Origin of the sequence: Flavobacterium sp. ACN2, from assembly GCF_002303885.1 — a bacterium.
Lineage (GTDB): Bacteria > Bacteroidota > Bacteroidia > Flavobacteriales > Flavobacteriaceae > Flavobacterium.
Map to the genome: position 1 here is coordinate 52,860 of NZ_MRCM01000007.1, position 26,314 is coordinate 79,173.

At 33.1% G+C, this 26,314-nt stretch carries 17 protein-coding genes; 14 read left to right on the forward strand and 3 right to left on the reverse strand.

Features of this window, described 5'->3' with window-relative positions:
* Positions 1-168 precede the first annotated feature (168 nt).
* From BSF41_RS10135 to BSF41_RS10145, 3 genes are all read left to right on the forward strand, one after another.
* Positions 169-672 carry a lipocalin family protein gene (locus BSF41_RS10135; protein ID WP_095929387.1) on the forward strand — a complete coding sequence of 168 codons (504 nt, stop codon included), beginning with the start codon at positions 169-171 and terminating at the stop codon, positions 670-672.
* Between the two features lie 19 nt (positions 673-691).
* On the forward strand, positions 692-1,387 hold the full coding sequence (locus BSF41_RS10140) for an OmpA family protein (RefSeq protein WP_095929388.1): 696 nt from the start codon (positions 692-694) through the stop codon (positions 1,385-1,387).
* A gap of 107 nt (positions 1,388-1,494) precedes the next feature.
* A complete protein-coding gene (locus BSF41_RS10145) occupies positions 1,495-2,445 on the forward strand; it encodes an ABC transporter ATP-binding protein (protein ID WP_095929389.1) in 951 nt (316 codons plus the stop codon).
* Between the two features lie 108 nt (positions 2,446-2,553).
* Here BSF41_RS10145 and BSF41_RS24080 read toward each other — a convergent pair whose 3' ends face one another.
* Complete coding sequence (locus BSF41_RS24080; protein ID WP_371611122.1) at positions 2,554-3,726, reverse strand: alpha/beta hydrolase family protein; 1,173 nt, start codon at positions 3,724-3,726, stop codon at positions 2,554-2,556.
* Positions 3,727-3,764: 38 nt separating this feature from the next.
* Here BSF41_RS24080 and BSF41_RS24085 point away from each other — a divergent pair, with 38 nt between their 5' ends.
* The 3 genes from BSF41_RS24085 (at position 3,765) to BSF41_RS10160 (ending at position 7,046) form a co-directional block, all read left to right on the forward strand.
* Positions 3,765-3,833, forward strand: a complete 69-nt coding sequence (locus BSF41_RS24085) for a hypothetical protein (RefSeq protein ID WP_371611124.1) — start codon at positions 3,765-3,767, stop codon at positions 3,831-3,833.
* A 1,397-nt stretch (positions 3,834-5,230) separates the two neighbouring features.
* Positions 5,231-6,238 (forward strand): 3-oxoacyl-ACP synthase III family protein, encoded by a 1,008-nt coding sequence (locus tag BSF41_RS10155; RefSeq protein WP_095929390.1) that lies wholly within the window; start codon positions 5,231-5,233, stop codon positions 6,236-6,238.
* 136 nt (positions 6,239-6,374) lie between these two features.
* Positions 6,375-7,046 (forward strand): copper homeostasis protein CutC, encoded by a 672-nt coding sequence (locus BSF41_RS10160; RefSeq protein ID WP_095929391.1) that lies wholly within the window; start codon positions 6,375-6,377, stop codon positions 7,044-7,046.
* A gap of 100 nt (positions 7,047-7,146) precedes the next feature.
* On the opposite strand, the gene BSF41_RS10165 is transcribed toward BSF41_RS10160, so the two are convergent.
* On the reverse strand, positions 7,147-9,567 hold the full coding sequence (locus tag BSF41_RS10165) for a TonB-dependent receptor domain-containing protein (RefSeq protein ID WP_095929392.1): 2,421 nt from the start codon (positions 9,565-9,567) through the stop codon (positions 7,147-7,149).
* Between the two features lie 332 nt (positions 9,568-9,899).
* Here BSF41_RS10165 and argS point away from each other — a divergent pair, with 332 nt between their 5' ends.
* The 3 genes from argS to BSF41_RS10180 all read left to right on the forward strand — a co-directional run bounded on the left by argS (position 9,900) and on the right by BSF41_RS10180 (position 16,684).
* On the forward strand, positions 9,900-11,678 hold the full coding sequence (gene argS / locus BSF41_RS10170; protein ID WP_095929393.1) for an arginine--tRNA ligase: 1,779 nt from the start codon (positions 9,900-9,902) through the stop codon (positions 11,676-11,678).
* A 364-nt stretch (positions 11,679-12,042) separates the two neighbouring features.
* Positions 12,043-15,237 carry a SusC/RagA family TonB-linked outer membrane protein gene (locus tag BSF41_RS10175; RefSeq protein ID WP_095929394.1) on the forward strand — a complete coding sequence of 1,065 codons (3,195 nt, stop codon included), beginning with the start codon at positions 12,043-12,045 and terminating at the stop codon, positions 15,235-15,237.
* Between the two features lie 4 nt (positions 15,238-15,241).
* Complete coding sequence (locus BSF41_RS10180; RefSeq protein ID WP_095929395.1) at positions 15,242-16,684, forward strand: RagB/SusD family nutrient uptake outer membrane protein; 1,443 nt, start codon at positions 15,242-15,244, stop codon at positions 16,682-16,684.
* 71 nt (positions 16,685-16,755) lie between these two features.
* Here the strand turns inward: BSF41_RS10180 and BSF41_RS10185 are convergent, their stop codons facing one another.
* Complete coding sequence (locus BSF41_RS10185) at positions 16,756-17,658, reverse strand: DUF6607 family protein (RefSeq protein WP_095929396.1); 903 nt, start codon at positions 17,656-17,658, stop codon at positions 16,756-16,758.
* 105 nt (positions 17,659-17,763) lie between these two features.
* Here BSF41_RS10185 and BSF41_RS10190 point away from each other — a divergent pair, with 105 nt between their 5' ends.
* The 5 genes from BSF41_RS10190 (at position 17,764) to BSF41_RS10210 (ending at position 26,221) form a co-directional block, all read left to right on the forward strand.
* Positions 17,764-19,926, forward strand: coding sequence for a TonB-dependent siderophore receptor (locus BSF41_RS10190; protein ID WP_095929397.1), 2,163 nt, complete (start codon positions 17,764-17,766; stop codon positions 19,924-19,926).
* Between the two features lie 12 nt (positions 19,927-19,938).
* The gene (locus tag BSF41_RS10195; RefSeq protein ID WP_095929398.1) at positions 19,939-21,354 is read left to right on the forward strand and encodes an HmuY family protein; all 1,416 of its coding nucleotides are present in this window, start codon (positions 19,939-19,941) and stop codon (positions 21,352-21,354) included.
* A 286-nt stretch (positions 21,355-21,640) separates the two neighbouring features.
* The gene (locus BSF41_RS10200) at positions 21,641-23,119 is read left to right on the forward strand and encodes an SGNH/GDSL hydrolase family protein (RefSeq protein WP_095929399.1); all 1,479 of its coding nucleotides are present in this window, start codon (positions 21,641-21,643) and stop codon (positions 23,117-23,119) included.
* An 89-nt stretch (positions 23,120-23,208) separates the two neighbouring features.
* The gene (locus BSF41_RS10205; protein ID WP_253251798.1) at positions 23,209-24,537 is read left to right on the forward strand and encodes a GDSL-type esterase/lipase family protein; all 1,329 of its coding nucleotides are present in this window, start codon (positions 23,209-23,211) and stop codon (positions 24,535-24,537) included.
* 1 nt (position 24,538) lies between these two features.
* Positions 24,539-26,221, forward strand: coding sequence for an MBOAT family protein (locus BSF41_RS10210; protein WP_095929401.1), 1,683 nt, complete (start codon positions 24,539-24,541; stop codon positions 26,219-26,221).
* Positions 26,222-26,314: the final 93 nt, after the last annotated feature.

Consider the following 26,314-nt stretch of genomic DNA (forward strand, 5'->3'; position numbering starts at 1 on the left):
TTCGTTCAAATAAAATACCAATTGTATTTTGGGTGACAAAATGTCGGAAATGTTAATTCTGAAAGAAAATAAATAGATTCTAAAACGAAAAATATCTTTATGAATCGTATATTTGTGGTACAATAATTGTTAAAAAGGCAAGTATTAATCTAAAAAAAATTGTACAAAATGAAGAAGAGTATTTTTATATGCTTGATTGCCGCTATGTTTTTTGCGTGTAAGTCAGCTTCGTCAACAGCTTCATCTTCTGAAGCAACTACGCTTTCAACAAAACTTGACAAATCGACTCAAGTAGCGTTAAAAGGGAATTGGGTACTTACCAATGTTTCTTACCCAGGTTCTGATTATATCAAAGTAAATTCATTTGATCTTGCAGATTCAAAATGTTTTATTGGAAGTACTTGGAGCTTTATTTCGAATAATAATAAAGGAACAATGGCTTTGACTTCGCCAAGTTGTACTGGATTTTCTTCGCCAATTGTATGGAGTATCAACAATCAAGGTTTGTTTGTGTTGAAAATTCTTAATGCAGGTGAGAAAGCGAAGAAAGTTAGAGATGGTTATTTGCTAAAAGTTGCAGGTGTAACTGAAAGTTCTTTTCAGTTAGTTGATAATATCAATGTGGGAGGTCAGGTAAAAGATGTGGTTTACCAATTTCAAAGAGCTAATTAATATTTTAAAGATATAGAAAATGAGAAAGATAACGGTTTTAGGTTTAAGTAGTTTAATGGTTATAGCTAGTTTTTTTACAAGCTGTGATTCAGTAAAAAACGCAAATAATACGCAAAAAGGAGCCGGAATTGGTGTAGTTGCAGGTGGTGTTATTGGTGGTATTTTAGGAAATAATATCGGACGAGGCGGAAACGCTGCTTTAGGAGCTGCAATTGGAGCTGCTGTAGGTGGAGGAACTGGAGCTTTAATCGGTAATAAAATGGATAAACAAGCTCGTGAAATTGATCAAGCTTTACCAGGTGCTTCTGTTGAAAGAGTTGGTGAAGGTATTCACTTAACATTAAACGAAAACGCTGTTCGTTTTGATACTAATAAATCTACTTTAACAGCTCAAGCAAAAGCTAATTTAGATAAATTAGTTCCTGTATTCAATGATTATGGAGATACAGATATTCAAATTTTTGGTTACACAGATAATACTGGAAAACCAGAATACAACTTAACACTTTCTGGACAAAGAGCTGCTTCTGTGCAAGCTTATTTAGTTTCAAAAGGATTAAAATCAAGCCGTTTCAAAACTTCAGGTTTAGGAATTGCAGATCCAATTGCAACAAATGATACTCCAGAAGGTAGAGCTCAAAACCGTCGTGTTGAATTTTCAATTACAGCAAACGACAAAATGGTAAATGACGCTAAAGCAGAAGCTGGAAAATAGTTTCTAATAAAATAAATTATCAAAAAAGCTGTTTCAAATAATTGAAGCAGCTTTTTTTTGACTTTAGAAATTAAACATTGTAAATTTGACGACTCATATTACAACTCATGCTTGACATTCAAAATATATCTTTTTCGTACACCGAAAGCCCCGTTATAAAAAACATTTCTTTTTCTATTGAAAAAGGCCAGAATATTGCGATTATTGGTGAGAGTGGCTGCGGAAAAAGTACGCTACTCAAGCTTATATACGGATTATACGATCTGGATGAAGGGAAAATTTTTTATGGCGATAAACCGATCTTGGGGCCAAAGTTCAATTTGATTCCAGGGATGCCTTATATGAAATATCTGGCCCAGGATTTTGATTTGTCTCCATACGAAACAGTTGCAGAAAACGTAGGTAAGTTTCTCTCGAACGGTTTTGCAAACATGAAAAAGCTTCGTGTTCAGGAATTGTTAGAAATGGTAGAAATGGATCAGTTTGCAAATGTTAAGACCAAATTTCTAAGTGGTGGACAACAGCAAAGAGTGGCGTTGGTTCGAGTTTTGGCTTTAGAACCAGAAGTAATTTTGTTAGACGAGCCATTTAGTCAGATAGATGCTTTTAGAAAAAATGCTTTACGTCGTAATTTATTTCGTTATCTAAAACAAAAAGAAATTACGTGTATTATTGCAACACACGATAGTACAGATGCTTTGTCTTTTGCCGATCAGGCAATTGTGATGAGAAGCGGAGAAGTGTTGGTAAAAGATGATCCTTCAAAAATATACGAAGATCCAAAGGTTAAATATGTGGCATCTTTGTTTGGAGAAGTAAATGAAATTCCGACTCATTTATTATTGTCTTACGCAGACGAAGCGCATAAAACATTAGTTTATCCGCATCAATTTAAAATGGTTTCAGAATCAAAATTGATGGTAAAAATTAGAAGAACTTATTTTAGAGGAAGCCATTATTTAATTGAAACAGTTTATAAAAGGCAATTGATTTTCTTTGAAAGCGAAATAGATTTGCCGCTTGAACAAGAAGTTTTTCTGGCTTTAAATTATTTGTAATTAGGGAATGTGTCAATTAGAAAATTAGATAATTTCTAATTGTTAAAATAATAAACCCGACAGTTTTCAAAAACTTGTCGGGTTTACTTTTAGAATCAAATTATGAATTTAGTTTTTCAGATACTTTTCTAAGAACTGATCTTGTTCCCATAGCAAGTGCAAAATGTTTTCTTTTGCTACATAACCGTGAGATTCTTTAGGTAGAATAACCATTCTTGCTGGCGCTCCTAATCCTTTTAATGCTTGAAAATAACGTTCTGTCTGCAAAGTAAAAGTTCCCGGATTATTGTCTGCTTCTCCATGAACTAATAAAATTGGCGTTTTCATTTTTTCTGCATTCATAAATGGAGACATTGCGTTGTAAACTTCTGGCGCTTCCCAGTAATTTCTTTGTTCAGATTGGAATCCAAATGGAGTTAATGTTCTGTTGTACGCACCGCTTCTCGCAATTCCGCATGCAAAAAGATCCGAATGGGTTAATAAGTTGGCAGTCATAAATGCTCCATAAGAATGTCCTCCAACAGCCACTTTTTTACGATTAATATAGCCTAAAGCATCTACTGCATCAATCGCCGCCGCCGCATTATCTACTAATTGCGAAATAAAATTGTCGTTTGGTTCCGTAGTTCCTTCTCCAATAATTGGAAAAGCAGCGTCATCTAAAACTACATAACCTTTTGTTACCCAATATACAAATGAGCCATAATAGGGGAAAGTGAATTCGTTTGAATTTTGAGTCGATTGAGAAGCGCTATTTCTATCTTTATATTCTGCTGGATATGCCCAGATCAATAGCGGCAATTTTTCTTTTTTAGTTTTATCATAACCAACAGGAAGATATAAAGTTCCTGAAAGCTCCAATCCGTCCTTACGTTTGTATTTAATAACTTCTTTGCTAACGTCTTTAATGCTTTCAAACGGATTTTTGAAATCAGTAACTTGTGTTAGGCTATTTTGTTTTTTTATATTTCTGAAATAGTAATTTGGGTATTCTGTTTTTGACTGAATCATAACTAAGATTTTCCCAGACTTGAAATCTTCAATTTCTAAAATATCCTCTTTTTTATCTTTATAAGGAGAAGTATAAATACGTTTTGATTTTAAAGTTTCTACATTGAATTCGTCTACAAAAGGAAACTGTCCGTTTTTAGTATAACCTTCGCCAATTCTATAAAGGTTGTTTTTTTCGATTGCTAAAACATATTTATTGTAAGCATTCTTTTTTGTTTCAAAAACTCCAGGATCAGAATAAACATCTTGTGAATTTCTATCCGTAATCATTTTTGGCTGCTGATTTGGGTTTGATGGATTAATCAAAAATGTTTTGGTGCTCCTCGTGTCGTACCATTCTTCAGAAAGAACAGCTAGATTGTCATTCCCCCACATAATGTCGCTAAAACGCTGTGGAGTTTTTGCTAATGAAGAAGCTTCTTTGTCAAAAGGCGCATCCCAAAGAAAAACTTCATCTCTAAAATCGACTTTGTTTGCAGGATCTCCTTCGTCTAAAGCTACAACATAAGATAAAGTTGCCGGTTTGTCGTTTCTCCAAGCCATTTCTCTTTTTCCTTTTCGAACAGCCATAAAACCTTTTGGCATAATTTCATTTAAAGGAACCTCGTTTACCGTTTTAATTTCTCTTCCGCTTAAATCATAAACAACCGTTTTAGATGGAAATCTGTTTAATGGAACTACATAAGAAAATGGTTTTTGAATTGTTGTCAGCATAATGTACTGACCATCTGGAGAGATTTTTTCTCCAGCAAACATAGCGGCATCTTTGTATAAAACAGCATCTCCATTTAGTTTTACTTTATACAATTCAGAAGTTATGCAGTTTTCAAAATTAGCTTCGTCATTTTTGTTTTTCAGCATATCGGGATACGTTCTATTTTGAGATTTTTCTCCTGAAGTGTTTGAAATAATCGGTCCAGTAGGCAGATCTTTTTTAGAATCTAAAAGTGGCGGTCTGTTTTTAGGAAGCATTTTTACTAAGATAGTTTCGCTGTCTAAAAACCAGTTAAACGGATTTCCAAGATTAGCATTTACTCTAGCCTCTGTAAGTTTTGTCGCTTGTACGCTTGCAACATCTAAAACCCAAAGTTCTACACCAGAATTGGTAGTGTGCGAGAATAGGATTTTTTTGTCGTTTGGCGACCAAAGAATGTTTGATATTTTCGGATTATCAGGGAGTCCTTTTACCTGAATTTCTTCCTTTCCGTTTATTTTTCTTAATTTAAGATTGATTAAATACGTTACAGTGCTTGAAATATTAGTAACTGGATTAATTCTCAAACCAGCTAGACGAACTTCGTCTTGGTTTAAATCGTCGAGTGTTTTATAGGTGTTGCGGTACATCAAGAGCATGTTCTCTTTTTTTGTATCCATTGATACGGAAGGAGCTCTTTGATAGTCTGCCAAATCTAAAATAGATTTTGAAGGTTTTTGATAAGTTAGATTCTCCTGTGCAAAAGAGAAAAAGCTTATATTTAAAAATAAAAACAGTGTAACCTTTAATTTCATAATTTGAATTTTATGGGTTTGTAAATTGGTATTCAAAATTGTTTGTCTAAGATAGTTTTGTCTTGTTACATCTTGAGCCTGATTTTTAATTTTTTTCAATGTTTGCATGCGAAAATTGTCTTTTCAAGAAGCAAATGATAATAAGTTAGCGTAGAATTAGAATATATTAAATTGCTAATAACGAAAAAAATAGTATTTTGTGTACGTATATTTTAAAGTATGCGTAAATTTGCAATCCAATTTTTTAATAAATAATAATAGATATATGTATCATTCAAAAATAGCTGGTTTAGGATATTATGTTCCTTCTAATGTGGTGACTAACGATGATTTGTCTAAGATAATGGATACCAATGACGAATGGATTCAGGAAAGAACCGGGATTCAGGAAAGAAGACACATTATCCGTGGAGAAGACACTACTACTTCAATGGGAGTAAAAGCAGCTAAAATTGCAATAGAGCGTTCTGGTGTTGCCAAAGAAGATATTGACTTTGTAGTTTTTGCTACATTAAGTCCAGATTATTATTTTCCAGGACCTGGAGTTCTGGTTCAAAGAGATTTAGGTTTAAGAACAGTTGGAGCATTGGATGTTAGAAATCAATGTTCTGGTTTTGTTTATGCAATTTCTGTTGCAGATCAGTATATTAAAACCGGAATGTATAAAAATATTTTGGTTATTGGTTCTGAGGTTCACTCTACAGGATTAGATATGACTACTCGCGGACGTGGAGTTTCTGTAATTTTCGGAGATGGAGCAGGAGCTGCAGTTTTAAGCCGTGAAGAAGATTTAACCAAAGGAATTTTATCTACACACTTACACTCTGAAGGAGAGCATGCAGAAGAATTGGCTTTGCAAGCGCCAGGAATGGGAGCGCGTTGGGTAACAGATATTATTGCAGATAATGATCCGAATGATGAAAGTTATTACCCATATATGAACGGACAGTTTGTATTTAAAAATGCTGTAGTTCGTTTTGCTGAAGTAATCAATGAAGGATTGGAAGCAAATGGTCTTCAGGTTTCAGATATTGATATGCTGATTCCGCATCAGGCGAATTTGAGAATTTCTCAATTCATTCAAAACAAATTCAAATTAACAGACGACCAAGTTCATAACAATATTCAGAAATACGGAAACACAACCGCAGCATCTATTCCGATTGCTTTGACTGAGGCTTGGGAACAAGGGAAAATTAAATCTGGAGATACTGTAGTCTTAGCAGCCTTCGGTAGTGGATTTACTTGGGCAAGTGCTATTATTAAATGGTAAAATAATCATCTTACATTATATTTTTTTAAAACCTGCTTCTTATTGGGAGCAGGTTTTTTTATAAATTGCGTACTCAAACCTGATAGATTTTAAAAACCTGACAGGTTTCATTTGGAGAAAAACTATTTAAATCAAAATGAAAAAAAATCAACTAGAAATAGCTTGTTTTAATTATGAATCGGCATTAATTGCTCAAGCAAACGGTGCGGATAGAATTGAGCTATGTGAAAATATGAAACTGGGAGGAACTACTCCAAACTCTATTTTGGTAGTAAAGGTTCGCGAAAGTATAAATATAAAAATGCATGTTATTATAAGGCCTAGAGGTGGTGATTTTGTTTATTCTGACGAAGAGCTTACCGAAATGAAACAAGATATCAAGCAATATAAAAAACTAGGTGTTGATGGTTTCGTTTTCGGAATTTTAAAAGAAAACGGAAAAGTAAATAAAAAGCAGAATAAGGAATTAGTGCATTTGGCGCATCCGTTATCGTGTACTTTTCACCGTGCTTTTGATGTAGTTAAAAATCCTGAAAAAGCACTTGAAGATGTGATTGATTGTGGCTTCAAAACCATTTTGACTTCAGGTCAAGGTGTAAATGTAGAAGAAGGAATTTTGGCTCTAGAAAGGCTTCAAGAACTAGCGGGAGACAGAATTGAAATTATGCCAGGAGGAGGTTTAAGATCTTCAAATATCAAACTGTTGCAAGAAAAATTAGATCTCACTTTTTATCATTCTTCAGCAATCACAGATAATTCTGAAACTGCAAATCCAGAAGAAATAAAGGAGTTGCGTAACTTTTTATAGAATAGAATAAAACAAAAAAAGTCTGGAGGTGGCAATCTCCAGACTTTTTTTCTACAAGAAATTATTCAAAAAATTATTTAAAAAATTTTCTCAGACAAGATTAGAACATTCCGCCCCCGCCTTTGTTAGTATTGTCATCTCTTTGTTTACGCTGTAAATTTTTGATTTTTCCGCCTCCAAAGTTATAAGTCAAACCAAAGTAAACCGTTTGGCTTTCCCATTTAAACTGACCTGCTTGAGGGTAAGGATACATGGTATCAAAAGCATATTTCATTGTATTGAAAACGTCATTGAAACGAACGCTTAAATTCATTTTGTTGTCCAACAAGGTGTAACGTGTACCAATATCCATTTTATACATTTCGTGACTGTTGTTTTGAAGTCCGTCTGTAGCACCTCTATAGAATCCGAAAGCTAAGAAACTTAAACGTTTGTTTACTTTAAAATTAGAGTTCATACGTCCGTTGAAAGCAGCAACAGTAATTTTTCTATCGATTGGATTACTTGTATTTGTTGCAGGATCGTATTGGAATACAATACCTTGCTGATTAATACTTGAGAAATCAATCGATGGTTGAATATCCCACCATTTTGTGATTTTATAATTGAAAGAAACTTCAAATCCATAAGCTGTATTGTGATCGTAGTTGGTAAAACTCATGATTTGTTTTTCCATGCTCGGATCTGCTGGATCAGGATATAAAATTCTGCTGATTTGGTCATTAATACTTCTCACAAAAACTCCAGTTGTAAAACTTCCTTTTTCAAGAGTTTTAGTATAATTTACTTCAACTGAGTTGGTAAACTGAGGTCTTAATTCAGGATTTCCTAATGAAGTAACTAATGGAGTAGCAAATTCACGAATAGGTTTTGTCTGTTCTAAACTCGGACGGTCTACACGACGGCTGTAGCTAAACTGCAACGTGTTTTTCTCATTCAAATTATACGTTAAATATGCTGATGGATACAATGTAATATAATCATCATCAAATTTAGTCTGACCGTAATTTAAGTTAGCCTGTACTTTATAGCTTTCAAAACGCGCACCCAATTGATAGCTAAACTTTTTGTATTTCTGTCCAAATGTTACATAAGCAGAATAAATATCTGTGTCATACGTATAATGAGACGTTTGGTCTGCTACTGGTAACAAAGGATTTCCAGTCACATAATCGTTATCTGTTCTCGTGATTCTTGCCTCAGCTCCAGCTTCAAGGGTTGTTTTTTCGTTTAACGGATTAACATAATCTACGTTTACAGTACTTAATTTTCTAGTTCCTTGCAGAAAATCATTATATACAATACCCGAAGCAGTATTGTCTATTTTGGTCGTTTTAGTGTCAAAAGCAGCATTTTGAGTTTCTTTATTATCACTATAATTTGCTTCAAAATCTAAAGTGTGACCTTCTTTTTTAAAGATGTGTTTGTATGCCAAATTGTATGTTCCAACTCTATCAGGCCCCCAATAGCTTGATTTCTGAAAGATATTAGAAATATCAGAACCCGTTACATTATTGTAATCAATATCAGTGTCTACAAAACCTTTTCCGTTAGATTTGTTTTGATTGGTGTAGATAGACAAGGTGTTATGATCATCAATTAAATAATCCATTCCTATTTTGTATAAGTAAGAATCATTATCATTCAATACAGCTATATTTTGAACTATATCTTGATCAAATCTTTGGATGAATCCTGTGTTTTGGTAAGTACCAAAGTTTTGCCCCACATTTCCAAAGAAATTTACTTTACCTGTTTTGTAATTTAAATCTAAAGATTGATTGTATTTTGCCGTTTTACCAAAAGTAATACCACCACTATAGCTTCCATTAAAACCAGTGTTTGCATTTTTGTGCAAGATGATATTAATGATTCCAGACATTCCTTCTGGATTGTATTTTGCACTTGGGTTCGTAATCAATTCAATTTTCTTGATAGAAGTTGACGGAATTTGTTTTAACAATTGAGCAGGGTCAATATTACTCGGACGCCCATCAATTAATACACGAACATTATCATTTCCGCGAAGTGAAAGCTTTCCGTCCTGATCCACATTCACAGAAGGAATATTGTTCATAATGTCAGATGCTGAAGCTCCTGCAGTTGTCAAATCCTTACCAACGTTCACTACTTTTCTGTCAATTTTTTGTTCGATTGTAGAACGTTCTGCGATAATGTTGACACCTTTTAATTGCGTTGCTTCTTCTTCAAGAGAAACATTTAAAGTGGCACTTTTTTTGTTTTCGCTCAAAAGTACAGAACCGATATATTTTCTAAATCCAATATATTGAATCTCGATGGTGTAACTTTTTAGAGCAATGTTTTTAAATGAATAGTCTCCGTTATCGTCTGTATTTACTCCAGAAACCACTTTTCCATTTTCTTTAAGCGAAACAGTTGCATAAGAAATCGGCGCGTTGTTCGACTTTTCTGTAATTTTTCCAGTAATACTTCCAGTATTCTGGGCCTGTGCAGTTGCGATTATACCTAATAACGCAAACAGAAAGAATTTTAATTTCATGATTTTTTTACTTATTATTTTTGATTTGATTGATGATGATGATTTCGTTTTGTTAGTTTTTTCTTTTTTTGTTTTTCTTGACCTTAAAAAATTAGAGTCACTATTAAGACTCTTTTACAATTGATATGTTACAAGAAATTAAATAAAAAAGTGTGTTTTTTTTCTCATGGACTGTTTTGTAAGAGATTACGGTTTTGATTTTTTGATAATTTTAACAATTAATAAATGCGCTTTTTTGTCAGATTGAAACTCTTTTTCTGAATTTAATATGTTTTTGATTTTCTCTAATTGATGAATAAGCAGTATCTTTGCTCACTTTAAAATAAGTTTACATGTCATTATCACAAATTCTTACACCTTCTATACAAAAAGCAATACAAGCATTATTTGATGTTACTGTTGATAAAATCGAGTTTCAAACTACTAGAAAAGAGTTTGAAGGAGATATTACAATGGTAATTTTCCCTTTGCTAAAAGTGATTAAAAGTAATCCGGTTGAATTAGGAAATAAAATTGGAAATTATCTAGTTGAGAATGTTTCTGAGGTTGCTCGCTTTAATGTAGTTTCTGGTTTCTTGAATATTGTTATTTCAGACAGTTATTATGTGAATTTCTTTAACGGAATAAAAGACCAAAAACAGTTTGGTTTTGTAGCTCCAAATCCGGCAGAGAAGGCAATTATGGTAGAATATTCTTCTCCAAACACCAACAAACCATTGCACTTAGGACACGTTCGTAACAATTTGTTAGGATATTCTGTTGCAGAAATTTTAAAAGCTTCTGGTAAAAAAGTGTATAAAACTCAAATTATCAACGATAGAGGAATTCATATCTGTAAATCAATGCTGGCTTGGGAGAAATTTGGAAACGGAGAAACGCCTGAAGCATCTGGTTTAAAAGGGGATAAACTAGTAGGTAAATACTACGTAGAGTTTGATAAAGCTTACAAAAATGAAATTAACGGTTTAATAGAAGCTGGAAAAACAGAAGAAGAAGCCAAAAAGCAAGCGCCGATCATTATCGAAGCGCAAGATATGCTTAAGAAATGGGAAGCTGGTGATGAAAAAGTAATTGAGCTTTGGAAAAAAATGAACGAATGGGTTTATGAAGGTTTCGCAACAACTTACACAAATCTTGGAGTTAATTTTGATAAATATTACTACGAAAGCAATACCTATCTTTTAGGAAAAGATGTTGTTCAGGTAGGTTTGGATAAAGGCGTTTTCGAAAAAGATCCAGACGGTTCTGTTTGGATTGATTTGACAGATGAAGGTCTTGACCGAAAAATTGTTTTACGTTCTGATGGAACAGCGGTTTATATGACACAAGATATCGGAACCGCAATTCAACGTGTTAAAGACATGCCAGATGTTGGAGGAATGGTTTACACAGTTGGAAACGAGCAAGATCATCATTTCAAAGTTTTATTCTTAATCTTGAAAAAATTAGGTTTTGATTGGTCTTCAACTTTATATCATTTGTCATACGGAATGGTTGATTTGCCATCTGGAAAAATGAAAAGCCGTGAAGGAACCGTTGTAGATGCTGATGATTTGATGCAAGATATGACCGATACAGCCAAACAAATCTCAGAAGATTTAGGGAAATTGGATAGCTATTCTGCCGAAGAAAAAGCAAAGTTGTACAAAACAATCGGTTTGGGAGCTTTGAAATATTACATTTTAAAGATAGATCCTAAAAAACGTATTTTATTTAATCCAGAAGAATCTGTCGATTTTGCTGGAAATACAGGACCTTTTATTCAATACACATACGCGAGAATTCAGTCAATAATCCGTAAAGCCGATTTTGATTTTTCTAATAAAATTGAAATCGAAGAATTGCATGAAAAAGAGAAAGAATTGGTAAAACAAATCCAACTTTTCCCAGAAGTAATTCAGAATGCGGCTCAGAATCATAGTCCAGCATTAATTGCTAATTATACGTACGATTTAGTAAAAGAATATAACTCTTTTTACCAATCAGTTCATATTTTAGGAGAAGTTGATTTAACTAAAAAAATATTCAGAGTGCAGCTTTCTCAAAAAGTTGCCGAAGTAATCAAATCTGCATTCCAACTATTAGGAATTGAAGTTCCAGAGAGAATGTAAGAATTAAAGCTTAAGAAATTTTAAAGCCAATAGTTTTTGAACTATTGGCTTTTTTTATTGCTTTTTTGGCTTATCCGGTAATATTTACAGTTTGACTCTTTATTAGTTTTGTGTCATATTTCACAGTACTTAATTGCATAGTCATTAAGATATCTCCTAATATTCGTTTTTTAACTATTTTGAATTAGTAAGCTTTTAGTATAAATGATACAGGATTAAAAACCATCTAGAGATAGGTGGTTTTTTTGTTTGTTTAATTTATTTGTAAGTTTATTTTTATAATAAATTATGTTAAATGAATGTATAATCTTGTTAAAATTAATTTAATTTTATAAGTTGCGCCCCTTAATTCAAATAAACTATAATGAAAAGAAAATTTAAAGGATTTGCAATTCTTGTGTTTTTGTTGACTGCTCAATTGTTTTTTGCGCAGGAAAAAACAATTTCAGGAATTGTATCAGATGGAAGCGGACCAATTCCGGGTGCGAATGTTATGGTAAAAGGAACTAGCAATGGAGTTCAAACCGATTTTGATGGAAAATACAAGATTAAAGCAAAAACAGGAGATGTTCTGGTTTTTTCTTACATGGGGATGAAAGATCAGTCGGTTACCGTTGGAAATTCATCTTCTATAAATATTAAAATGCAGGAAGGTGGAGAACAATTAGAAGAAGTTGTGGTTCAGGTGGCTTATGGGACACAAAAGAAACAGGAAATTACAGGAGCTGTTTCTAAAATTGATTCAAAAATGTTAGAAACATCTCAAGCATCTAATGCAGTGCAATCCTTAACAGGGAAAGTTGCCGGCGTACAAATTAGCGCTAATTCTGGTCAGCCTGGAGATGCTCCTCAAGTAAGATTTAGAGGTATTGGTTCGATTTCATCTTCAAATGCACCATTATATGTGGTAGACGGAATACCATTTAATGGAGATATCAACTCTATATCAACTCAGGATATCGAATCAATTAGTTTTTTAAAGGATGCATCGTCTAATGCACTGTATGGAAGTAGAGGAGCAAACGGAGTAATAATTGTTACCACCAAAAAAGGAAAGAAGGGACAATTGACAGTTACTTATGAAACTAAAATTGGAGTTAATTCACGAGCTGTACCTGAATATGATATGATTAAAAGTCCAGCTGATTATTATAAAGCAGTATATAATAGAGTTAAAAATGGTTTAATTTATCAAGGACAAACACCAGCTAATGCTTCAAATATTGCTGCCCAAAATTTAATAGAAGGTGATACTTATTCTCTTGGATATAATAATTATAATGTAGCCAATAATCAGGTTATAAATCCAGCAACAGGAGAAATAAATGCAGATGCTAAGTTACTGTATCATGATAATTGGTCAAAAGCATTATTTAGAGATGCTATTAGACAAGAGCAGTATTTAAGCCTATCAGGTAGTACAGACAATCTAAACTCTTATTTATCTATTGGTTATTTATCAGATGATGGATATACGATCAATTCAAACTTTGAACGTGTAACATTGAGAGCTAATGTAGATTATAATGTTTCGAGTAAAGTAAAAATTGGAACAAATGTAAATTATGCACATTCAAACCAAAATGCTCCAATTTCAAAAACATCATCTTCAACATATAGCAATTTATTTAGTTGGGCTCGAAATATTGCACCTATATATACTATTTGGCAAAGAGATGACAGTGGTAATATGATTTATAATCAAGATGGTACTAAATCTTATGATTTTAACCAAAAAGGAGATCGACCTTATGGTTCAAATTTGAACCCTTATGCAACTACATTATTAAATATTAAATCAAATGAAGAAAATAAATTTGGTGCCAGAGCTTATGCTTCTGTTGAATTCTTAAAGGATTTTAATTTTAGATATAATATTGGATATGATTTTTTATCAGGCTATTATCTGACAAGTACAACAGGTGAAGGTGGTGACGATATGGGAGTGAATGGTCGAATAGGAACGGCTACTAAAAATGAATATACATTAACTAATCAGCAATTATTATCCTGGAAAAAAACTTTAGGAGAGCATACGCTTGATGTATTAATCGGTCATGAATCATCTGATTTTACTTCAAAAATGTTAGCGGGGCAAAAAAGTAATGTGGTCATATCTAATTTACCAATCATTAGCAACGCTACAAAATATGGTTATTTGGATGGTTATAATGACTTATATAAAGTAGAAGGTTATTTTTCAAGATTAAACTATAACTATAAAAACAAATATTTTGTTAATGCAAGCTTTAGAAGAGATGGATCTTCAGTATTTGCTCCAGAAAACAGATGGGGTAATTTTTATGGTTTTGGAGCTGCTTGGTCTGTGATTAAAGAATCATTCTTTCCTAAAACAAAATGGATCACCGATTTTAGAATAAAAGGTAGTTACGGAGAGCAAGGGAATGATAATATAAATTACCCAGTTACGTCACAAATTAGTCATCGCAGTTATTTTGGTAGTTTAAGAAACTATTATGCCTATGAAACTCAATATGAAATAGTACCAGATTCTGACGGTAATGCTAGTGTTTTAAATGTTTTTGAAGCAGATAAGAGTGTTAAATGGGAAAAATCTAAAAATTTAAATATAGGTTTTGATATTAACTTATTTGATAGAATTTCTATTGAAGCTGAATATTTTGAAAGAAATGTTAGTGATTTGATATATAATTTTCCTATCGCTTTATCTACAGGAACATCATTTGTTTCTAAAAACATTGGAGATATGGGAAATAAAGGGATAGAGATAAATTTAGGAGTTGATGTTGTTAAAAATAAAAATGTAGACTTCAATATTTGGGCTAATGCAACAAGGTATAGAAACAAGATAACGTCGTTACCAAAAGCATTTACAGATGGAATTTATCGTTTTGAGGTTGGGGCTCCTGCTTATTCATATTTTTTAAGAGAATTTGCTGGAGTTGATAAAGCAAATGGCGATGCATTATGGTATAAAGATGAGAAAGATACTAATGGAAACTTAACAGGAAATAAAGTAACTACTAATGTCTTTGGAGATGCTACAACATATTTGAGTAAAAAAGATGCCAATCCAGATGTATATGGTGGATTTGGAACTTTATTAAGATATAAAAATATTACGTTTCAAGCTAGTTTTGCTTATCAATTTGGTGGTTATATGTACGATGGAGTTTACCAATCTGCCATGTATTCGGGGTCGGATAATATAGGTCAGAATTATCATAAAGATGTCACAAAAGCATGGACAATTGATAATCCGACTTCAAACATACCAAGAGTTGATCATATATCAATCTATCAAATGGGAAATTCAGATTATTTCTTAATAAAGTCTGATTATATAAGCCTTCAAGATGTTTCGATAGGATATAACTATAATGATACTTGGCTTAAGGATTTAGGTATACAATCTACAAAATTTACTTTGATGGGCTCGAATTTAGCATTATGGTCTAAGAGAACAGGAATGGATCCAAGGCTAAATAGATTAGGAGAAAGGGTAAATAATGGGCAGTCGCTTAATGTGTATGGTGTGATGAGAAGTGTTTCATTTGGTTTAACAGTAAATTTTTAAGGACATGAAAAAGATAATAATAGCAATTCTGTTTTTACTGACTCTTACAAGCTGTGATAAAGAGTTTCTTGATACAGTTCCAGAATCAACAATTAATAAAGAACAATTGGCAACTTCTGCATCGGCGAATCAAGCTATTGTAAGTGGAATTTATTCTGCATTACGATCTTATGGATTAGCAATTGGAAGCAATCATGAAGATTATGGTCATAAATCTGTGCTTTCTGCAATGGATATGATGTCTAATGACATGCTAATGACAAAATCAAGCTGGTATCAATCTTTCTATACTTATATTGGTAGACAACAAACGAATTCAAGATCTAGATTAGTGTGGAATACATACTATCCTCAGATTAAATCTACAAATATTGTACTTGGAGGTATTCCGTCAAGCACTACCGATGAAAATTTAAAGGCAATTCGAGGCCAAGCTTTGGCTTTAAGAGGTTATTTCTATTTTATGTTGGCTCGCACATATGGACCTACATATATTGGCAATGAAACTAAATTATGTGTTCCTCTATATATAGAGCCTACATTAGAAGGTAAGGCGAGATCTAACGTGAGTGAGGTGTATAGCTTGATAGAAACCGATTTGAAGGAATCTATAGAATTATTAGCATCGTATAAGAGATCGAACAATGATTCTGTGGATCAAACAGTTGCAGAGGCTTTTTTAGCAGAAGTATATTTAGAAATGGGAAAGTATACGGATGCGGCAAATATGGCTCATCTTGCAAGAAAAAACTATACTTTGCTTAATGAAGCAGAATGGATGAATGGTTTTTATATTACAAAATCTAATGAAACCATGTGGGGAGCAACACTAAATTCTTCAATTAGTACTTTTGTTGCAAATTTCTTTGGTCATTTTGATAATACAAACGCTTCGGGATATGCAGGAGGAATGGGAATTTATAAAAATATAGACAAAAGTTTGTATAATAGTATTTCAGAAACCGATTTTAGAAAAAAAGCCTTTGTCTCTACATCAGGAAATTTGATCTATCCGTCTTTGCCAGCTTATGCAAATATAAAATTTAGAGATCCAACTATAGACGCCGGTAGTTATATTTATTTGAGATCTTCTGAAATGTATTATATAGAAGCAGAAGCACTAGCAAGATCTGGAAATGAAGCTTCAGCAAAGCAAGTATTGTATGAGATAACAATAACTAGAGATCCGTCATATACGCTTTCTACAAATTCAGGTTCGTCATTAATTAATGAAATAATTCTTCAAAAAAGAATTGAATTGTGGGGAGAAGGTTGTGCTTGGTATGATATGAAGCGATTAGGAGTTTCTTTGACAAGAGATTACGATGGTTCAAATCATCCTGCATTTGGTAAATTTAATATTCAAGCAGGAGATAATAGATTTATTTTTCAAATTCCTCAAGCAGAAATTGATGCCAATCCATTAATTGTGCAAAATCCATTATAATAAAAATTAAAAAACAAAAAAATCCGGAAGCTTTAAAAGCTTCTGGATTTTTTTTTAACAACTAATTCTAATTACTTAACAAATTTGTCAATGATTTTATCTGTTTCTGCTTTTGCAGTATCTGGTTTCAAATCAAATAAAAGAGAGTAAAGTGCTTTTCTGTCAACTTTTGCCTCTAAGTTTAAATCTTGGTGTCTGTCAAAAAGAGTCTGCCATTTGTCACGAACGTTTTTCCAAAGCGCGTTATTTTCTTTCCACCATTTTTGAGCTGCTAGACATTTAACATCTGGAACTTTAGTATAAACGTCAAATCCTTTTTCTTGTGCTAACAAAACATCTTTTCCAGCATCGGCACGAACCAATTTGTCATTGTCTTGTTCATGATTCCATCCTGTAGAAGTAATTTCATGAATGTTTCTTCTTTTTAATACATTGTAATCGTTGCGTTTTGTTTGCTCTCTTCTTGGAAGCGGTGCATCAGCAACGTTTGCCCAATAATCTTGCCCGTCAACGTGAACCCATGTTGAAGACCCTTCATATCTTGGACTATCATCTACTTGATATACTTTTTGAGTCCATTGTCCTTTAACCGCTTTTTTGTCTAGTTTTTTGTATTTCCAAGTATTGCCTTTGTCAAAAGAGTATAAGTCTGTGTTTTCGTATAGCCAATCTTGTCTCCAGTGTTTGATGATCATATCGTCACTTACAATCAATAAGTGCTGCATTACAATTTTGTTTGGAGTATCTTCTAATAACTCTACCCATTCTAATGCAGATTCATGTTTAGTCTCTGACGGCTTATAAGTAAGAGTGTCTTTTGGATATGAAAATGTTTCTGTGAAGTTAAACTTCACTTCGTAACAACCACACATTGATTTAATTGACTTAATGTCTTGTTGTTTTTTGTCCTGACTAAAACCAAGACCACATGTTAAAGCCAAAGCGGCTGACAGAAAAAGGCTTTTTGAAATCATAACTTATTGTTTTGTTTTTAAATTTTTCGCAAATATATAAATTTAATTTAGAACAATTAAAAATAGTTATATATTTGCACCGATTATTAAGACTGAATAAAAATAATGAAAATTAAAATTACCCTTTTTGCTGGATTTCTATTTTGTACATATTCTTTTGCTCAGCAGAAAGATATTATTGCTTCTAAGGAAAAGCTTTCCGAGGTTGTTGTTACGGGACAGTTTGAACCACAATCTATAAAGAAGTCTGTTTTTAATGTGCGTGTAATTTCGAAAGAAAACATAAAACAGCTGGCGGCAAATAATTTAGCAGATGTCTTGAATCAGTATTTAAATATTAGTGTAACATCTAATGGTGATGATGGACGTTCTAAGGTTTCAATGTTTGGACTGGATGCACAATATTTTAAGATTCTGGTTGATAATATACCCTTAGTGAGTGATACAGGAATGGGGACAAATGTTGATTTAACACAGGTCAATCTTGATGATGTAGAGCGAATAGAGATCATTGAAGGATCTATGGGAGTAACTCACGGAGCAAATGCCGTAACAGGAATCTTAAATATTATTACTAAAAAAGGTGGAGGCTATAAATGGCAGATTAGCGCCGCTATTCAGGAAGAAACAGTTGGGAAAGAATTTGCCTTTTTTGATCAGGGTCGTCATATTCAATCAGTTAAAATTGGGCATAACTTCAATGAAAATTGGTTTGTAAACATTGGAGGAAATCGTAATGCAATGGCAGGTTTTTATGATAACAGGCAAGGAAAAGATTATGATGTTAATGATGGATTAAGAGGATATACACAGTTGCCGAAAGAACAATTGGTAGGTAATGCAATTCTTGGTTATCAAAAAGATGCCTTCAGGATTTTTTACAAATTTGATTATTATGGTGAAGATGTACATTATTATAATCCATTAATAAATATACAGGATAATTATCCCTTTGCAGATACTTATTTCTCAAGAGATAAAAGATATATTACCAATCGTTATTACCATCATTTAAATGCTAGTGGAAATCTTTTTTCAAAGTTAAAATATAATGTTTCAGTTTCTCAACAGAAACAAGAACGTGATTTAGAGAAGTTTGTTTATCAATTAGATACAAAACAGGAAGTAGATAATGAAAGAGATACTTATCAGTCAAAAGAAGTATTTTATTCTACTGGTACTCTAAGTAATTTCTTTGATAATAAAAAAGTAGATTTTCAACTCGGGTATGAAATTACTAATGAAAACGGATTTTATGATTCATCTGTTGGGGCTTTTAGAGACGATAATCAAGTAGGACAAGATATTAGAAAGAGGCTAGAGAATTATGATATTTTTTCGGTTGCTGAAATAAGTGTAAATGATAAATTTTCTATTCGTCCCGGGCTTCGATTTTCATTTCAATCTGCTTTCGAAAATCAATATGCAAGTTCATTGGGTTTAAGATATCTCTTTGATAAGGGACTCGAGGCAAGAGCCTCTTTAGGTAAATCTTATCGTACTCCGAATTTTGATGAATTATACACTTATTTTGTTGACTCTAATCATAATATGCAGGGAAATCCAGATTTGATTCCTGAAAATAGTACTTCGTATGAAGTGAGTTTTAAGAGAGCCTGTAGTTTTGATTCGGGAGCTCAGATATCGAACAACTTAGCGGTTACTTTCTTAGATGTTGATGATAGAATTGATATGGTAGTAACGCAGACTATTCCTAGCTGGAATTATAAATATCTTAATATCAATAAATATAAGATGTGGAACATTTCAACAGTTGAACAATATACCCATAAAAATTGGAATGTAATGCTAGGGGCGGCTGTAGTAGGGATTTCAAGAAGACTTGACCTAGCGGCTGAAAACTTAGTATCTGATGATAAATTTTTCTACTCGTTCAGATTGAATTCAAGTATCTCCTACAATATCCCTAAGTGGAATGCTTTGTTAGCAGTTTTTTATAAATATAATGGGCAGCAGCAGCAATATGTTGCTGGTACTGGTGCGGATGGAAAAGCCGCTTTCTTTTTAAGTGAATTACAGCCGTACAGCTGGATGGATGCCTCAGTTCGAAAATCATTCTTTAAAAATCAATTTGAAGTTACAGTTGGAGCAAGGAACCTATTTAATGTTACGAATCTTCAGTCTGTTCAAAACGGAGGAGGAGATGCTTCTGGAGGAGCACACGGTGGCGGCACAAGTACTGACATGATGTTAGGATACGGCCGATCTTACTTTTTAAAACTTTCATATAATCTAAATTTTAATTAATAAATCAATACCATGAAAAAGAACTTTATTCTAATACTATCGTTTGTATTGCTTGCTCTTGGAGCTTGTAGCAGTGATGATGAAGTAGCTCAAGCTAATGCTGTGGCTTTTGCTTCTACATCGTTAAACTTATCCGCGGAAACTACTCCGATCGAAATTAAATTTGCATCTCCAACAGCTGCTGCTGGATCACTAACTTTAACTTATACTGAAACCGCAGTTGCAAATGGTACAGATTACAGTACTACACCAGCTATCGCCGCAAGTAAAGTTGTAGTTCCTTTTGAAAAAAATGTATCTACGGTATCTTTTACATTCAAGAAACTAAAAGAAGCTATTGAAGGTGAAGTAAAAAATGTGGTTTTCACAATCAGTAGTGTAAGTATCAATGCTGTAATTTCTGAAAACAAATCCATTCAGGTAAATTTTAACGAAACTGCATCTTTAGGAAATGCATTGGCTCCAGAAGTTGGAGGTCCTACTGAACCAAATCAAGTTTTTGTTGATTTAAGTAGTGGAAAAATGACTGCTGTTCCTCGAGTTTCATGGGATTTAGGGTTTTATTCTGGAACAGATTTTAGAGTTATAATAAATCATACAGTGAAAATGTCTGCTAAACAAACTGCGAGTACAAATATCGATGAAGTTCAGGAGGAAGATGCAACTATGATTTTCAATCAAGGATCTGGTAGTACAACTCAAGTAGACGATCCAGCTGGAGATATTACTAAAACTACTATTGCAGCTATCTCGGCGACAGACAGTGAAAATAAAGTTTATGTGATTAACATGGGAAGTAACCCAGCGACAACTAAACCAGAAACTGGAAATGAGGGCACTGCTAATGGACCTTCTAGAGGATGGAAAAAAGTTAGAATCTTAAGAAGTGGAAATGATTATAAAGTTCAGTACGCTGATATTGCTGCAACTACTCATAATGAAATTACTATTACTAAAAATGCAGCTTATAACTTTACATTCTTAAGTTTGTTAGACAAGAAAACAGTTAGTGTTGAGCCTCAGAAAGCACAATGGGATATCAGCTTCACAAGTTTTACTAATACAACTAATTTTGGAACAGGTTTAGTGCCATATAATTTTGCAGACTTCGTTTTAAATAACGTTAAAGGTGGTGCAAAAACATATCAGGTGCTTACATCAGCTTTTACATATGATGCTTTTACATTGGCAAATGTTGATAATTCTAAATTTACAGAGGATCAAAGAAATATTGGTTCAAACTGGAGAGGAACTGTTTCAGGAACAGATGCAAATGGTAATCCAACTTCGGGATTTGCAGCTAGATCAGATCGTTTCTATGTGGTTAAAGATCCAGCAGGAAATGTTTATAAAGTAAGATTTACAGCTGGTTTAAATGCCGCTGGAGAAAGAGGTTATCCAACATTCCAATATGCGATCTTAAAATAAATTCATAGATGAAAAAATCTAAAGATTATAAAGAATATTTCATTTTAACTTAAAAATGCTTCGGCATTAAAATTTAGTTAATCATTAGCTTTGTTTTTTTTATTTTTTTTTTTTGATTCAAGAGGTTAGAATTTCTAACCTCTTTTTTTTGTTCTACTTTCTTGTTAAAATGAAACAGAAACAAAATGTTATTCTATCTTTGCACAAATTTTTTCTGCAATAAGTTAACCATTATTTAATTGGTTTAATTTTTGAATGCAGTTCTTCATATTTTATAATTATTTAGGTGAATACAAAATCTTATTTTTTTCAGTCTTTTGCGATCGTGGCGTTAGCGCTGGTTGCTTTTATTGGGTTTAAGCAAATTCTTCCAGACAAAATATTTTCTGAGACTAAATTAGATTCTAAAAATATATTGATAGACAGTCTGCTTTTGGAATCTGTTGCCGAAGATTCTCTATCGCTAGACAAAGACAGTATTGCAAAAAGTGAGCAAGCACTAAACGGGCAAAAAATTGTTTTTGATGAAACCGAAGGAATCGAGTTTCCAGCCGAAACATTTGAAAACTACAAAGGTTATCAATACCTAATTTCTTTCTATGAGAAATTGTATCAGTTAGAAAAAAAACCTCAGAATAAGGTTAGAATTGCTTATTATGGAGATTCTATGACCGATGGAGATTTAATCGTGCAAGACGTTCGTACCAATTATCAGGAGCGATTTGGAGGAAATGGAGTTGGATTCGTTTCTATTACTTCAGAATCTGCTGCTTCGAGAGGTTCTGTAAAATCAAGCTATTCTAAAAACTGGAAAACACAGTCTTACTTAAATGTAAAAAGACCCACAAGTCCTTTTGGAGTTAACGGACATGTGTTTTTTGCAAATGATAAAGCCAATTCGACTTGGGTTCAGTACGAAGCTGGACTTAATAAATATTCTACTTCTTTAGATAATGCAACCTTATTTTACGGTCGCTCGTCTAAAACAGGAAAAGTTAATTTCATTATCGGAAAAGATACCATCAAGAAAAATCTTTCGCCAAATAGTTTAGTGAACACACTAAAAGTTTCATCTGGAAGTTTAAAAGCTTTTAAGGCAAACTTTGTTCAGGCGGATTCTATTCCGATTTACGGATTTAATTTTGATAACGGAAGCGGGGTTCACGTAGATAATTTCTCGCAGAGAGGAAATTCTGGACTTCCAATTTCAATGTTCAATGCAGATGTAATGAGAGCTTTTAATAATAGTCTAAAATACGATTTGATTATTCTGCATTACGGAACGAACGTTTTAAATTACGGAACAAAAAATTATTCTTGGTATGAAAAAGGAATGACTAAAACCGTAAATAAAATTAAAGAATCGTTTCCAGGAGTTTCAATCCTGATTGTTTCTACTGCCGATAAATCGACAAAATATGATTTACAAATGAAGACCGATTCTGCTGTAGTTCCATTAATGAAAGCACAAAAACACTATGCGTTGGAAGCGCAGGCAGGATTTGTGAATTTATATACTTTGATGGGAGGAGATGGTTCTATGATTAAATGGGTTGATGAAACTCCTGCAAAAGCAAATAAAGATTATACCCACTTTAACCAACGTGGTGCAAAAGCAATTGGTAATTTGCTATACGGACAATTGAATAAAGGATACGAAGAATATAAAGTGCTCAGAGAAAAAAGAGATGCTGAAGGAACTAAGCCAAAACCAGTAAGAAAAGCCAGACCCGATTCCGTTTCAGTAACAAAAGATAGTGTATGATAAACAAACTTATTTTTTTCTTTTGTTGTCTTTTTTTTGCAACAAATGAAAAAACTCCAAAAACAGATGTACATCCAACACCCAAAAGTATGATTCAAAAAGCAGATACAGCAATAATTGATGCTCCTTCTGATGGTCAAATTTATAATGCAAAAGCGTTAAATGATTTTTTTCAGAAACTGGAAAAGAACGAAGATCAGAAGAGTCAAAAAATCAATATTGTGCATATCGGAGATTCGCACATTCAAGGTGATTTGATGACTAATGAGATCAGAAAAAAACTGCAGCAGAAATTTGGTAATGCAGGACGCGGTTTAGTGTTTCCGTATCAATTAGCTAAAACAAATGGTTCTTATAACGAACGTTTCAAATCGAACAGAACTTGGGAAAGTTATAGAAATATTCACCCAGTTAAGAATTGTCCGATTGGGTTAAGCGGAATAGGACTTTGGAGAGATTCTGGCGGATTTGTGATGGAAATGAACGTAAAAGATTTGGCTTACAAATTCAATACAATAAAAATTATTACGCCACAGAATCAGAATATGTTTGATTTGGCAGTTTCGTCAAAAATCAATTCCATTCAGACAACAGAGCCAAAAGTTATTACGCACAAAATTAAAAAAGGCGAAGTGCTTGGTACAATTGCAGACAAATACAATGTTTCGATTACAGAAATTAAAAGAGACAATCATTTAAAGTCTAATAATATCAGAGCGGGAAGAACCTTAAAAATTGCCACAAAGGAAACGAGACAAAAGACGATTTCAATGTCAGAGTTTGTTCCCTTAGCAGTAAAGTCTGATTCGTTTTCGCACTATTATAATTCTGAAAATGCTTTGAGCCGAATTTTCTTGATTCCGAACAAAGAAGCAAAGGATTTTGAGTTAAACGGAATTGTTTTAGAAAAAGACACTCCCGGAATTATTTACAGCGGAATTGGAGTAAACGGAGCTAAATATTCAGATTACAATAAATATCCGTTATTCTTTGAGCAATTAAAATCGTTACATCCAGATTTACTGGTTTTCTCTTTAGGAACAAATGAAAGCTATGATCATTTAGATCCAGAAAAATACATTCGTGAGCTAAAAGAATTTATAAGCAATATAAGAGCACAGAAAATAGATGCGCCGATCATTGTAATGACACCGCCGCCATCTTTGCTAAGAAGAAAACCAAATACCTATATTGATGATTATGCTAAACAAATTCTTAATATAGCTCAGAAAGAAAATCTTGCCGTCTGGGATTTATACGATGAGTTTGGCGGAATGAGCGGCATCAAACAATTAAAAGTACAAGGATTAATAGGACCCGATTGGGTTCATTACTCAAAAAAAGGATACGAGAAACAAGGAGATTTGTTTACTCAGGCGTTTTTAAGATCATACGATAATTTTAAATCAAAGAAGTAAGTTGACAACAATAGATAGCATTAATAATTGGTTTATTCAAAATTTTGGTGCAATTACAATAGAGCAAGTTAAAAGTTGGTTCGTTTATAATGAAGACGAAAAACTTTTATTCAATACCGGTTTATTCTTAGGTTTATTTCTGGTTTTCTATTTTGTGTATGGTTTTTTACGCAAAACATTTTATTTGAGATTAACGTATGTTATTCTCTTTTCACTATTCTTTTACTACAAATCGAGCGGAATTTACTTTTTGTTGTTATTGCTCTCATCTGTTGTAGATTATGGTTTGAGCCAAATCATTTACAGAGAAAGCAGAGACAGCGTTAAGAAATTTTACTTGGTAATAAGTGTTATTTTAAACTTAGCGCTTTTAGGCTATTTTAAATACATGAACTTTTTGATTGTGACTTACAATGATATGTTTCATGGTAATTTTGCACTTCACAATGTTTTTCTTCCTGTTGGAATTTCGTTTTATACTTTCCAATCCATGAGTTACATTATTGAGATTTATAGAGAAGAAATTAAACCGACAAAAAATTACATCGAATATTTATTCTTCGTGTCGTTTTTCCCGCAATTAGTTGCTGGACCAATTGTACGTGCGAAAGACTTCTTGCCTCAGATTTATCAAAAATTAAACTTGACTAAAGAAGATGTAAACAATGCTCTGTTTTTAATTATTGGAGGTTTAATCAAAAAAACAGTAATCTCAAATTACATATCAGTAAACTTTGTTGACCGTGTTTTTGACACGCCAATGAGTTATACTTCATTCGAAAACTTAATGGCTTCGTATGGATATGCCATTCAGATTTACTGTGATTTCTCTGGATATTCAGACATGGCAATTGGTATTGCGTTATTGCTTGGATTTAAATTGCCAGTCAACTTTAGAACTCCATACAAATCGACTTCGATTACCGATTTCTGGAGAAGATGGCATATTTCGCTTTCGACTTGGTTAAAAGACTTTTTATACATTTCGATTGGAGGAAACAGAGAAGGTTCTTTCGCAGGATATTTATTCCCAAGTTTATTTTTCTTCGGATTATTGCTTTGGGGAATGTCTTGTTATAATGAAAGTATAATTCCGCTTATCATTGCAGGAGTCAGTATTTTAATTTTCGCTTTGTCATTTTTATTGTCAAGCAAAATAAAACAAACCTTGGTAACCAATTTCAATCTGTTTACCACGATGCTTTTGGGAGGTTTGTGGCACGGAGCAGGAGCACAGTTTATCGTTTGGGGAGCACTTCACGGATTAGCATTGGCAGTTCATAAAATATTTATGGAATTTTTTCCTTCGAAGAAAGACAAAAGTCCAAATTTCTTGTGGAGATTTTTCTCAATCGTAATCACATTCCATTTTGTGGTTTTCTGTTGGATTTTCTTCCGAGCTAGAGATTTCGAAACAGCCTTGCAGGTAATTAATAATATTGGTCAATTAACATTCGAACCAGAACTTTGGAAAACAATTGTATTAGGTTATAAAAATGTTTTCGGATTGATGCTGTTCGGTTATGTTTGGCATTTCTTGCCAGATTCATTCACAAACGGAATGAAATCTGTTTTCGATAAAACACCATTATTAGTAAAAGCAATAATTCTGGGATTTGTTTATTGGATTGTTTACGCAACCGCAGTAGCTGGTTCGCAGCCATTCATTTACTTCCAGTTCTAAAAAGATATGGCCGCAAAGGCGCAAAGGTTTTATTCTTTGCGCTTTTTTTTGTTTTTGCCACAGATTAAAGAATTGAAAAGATTTTTTCACGCA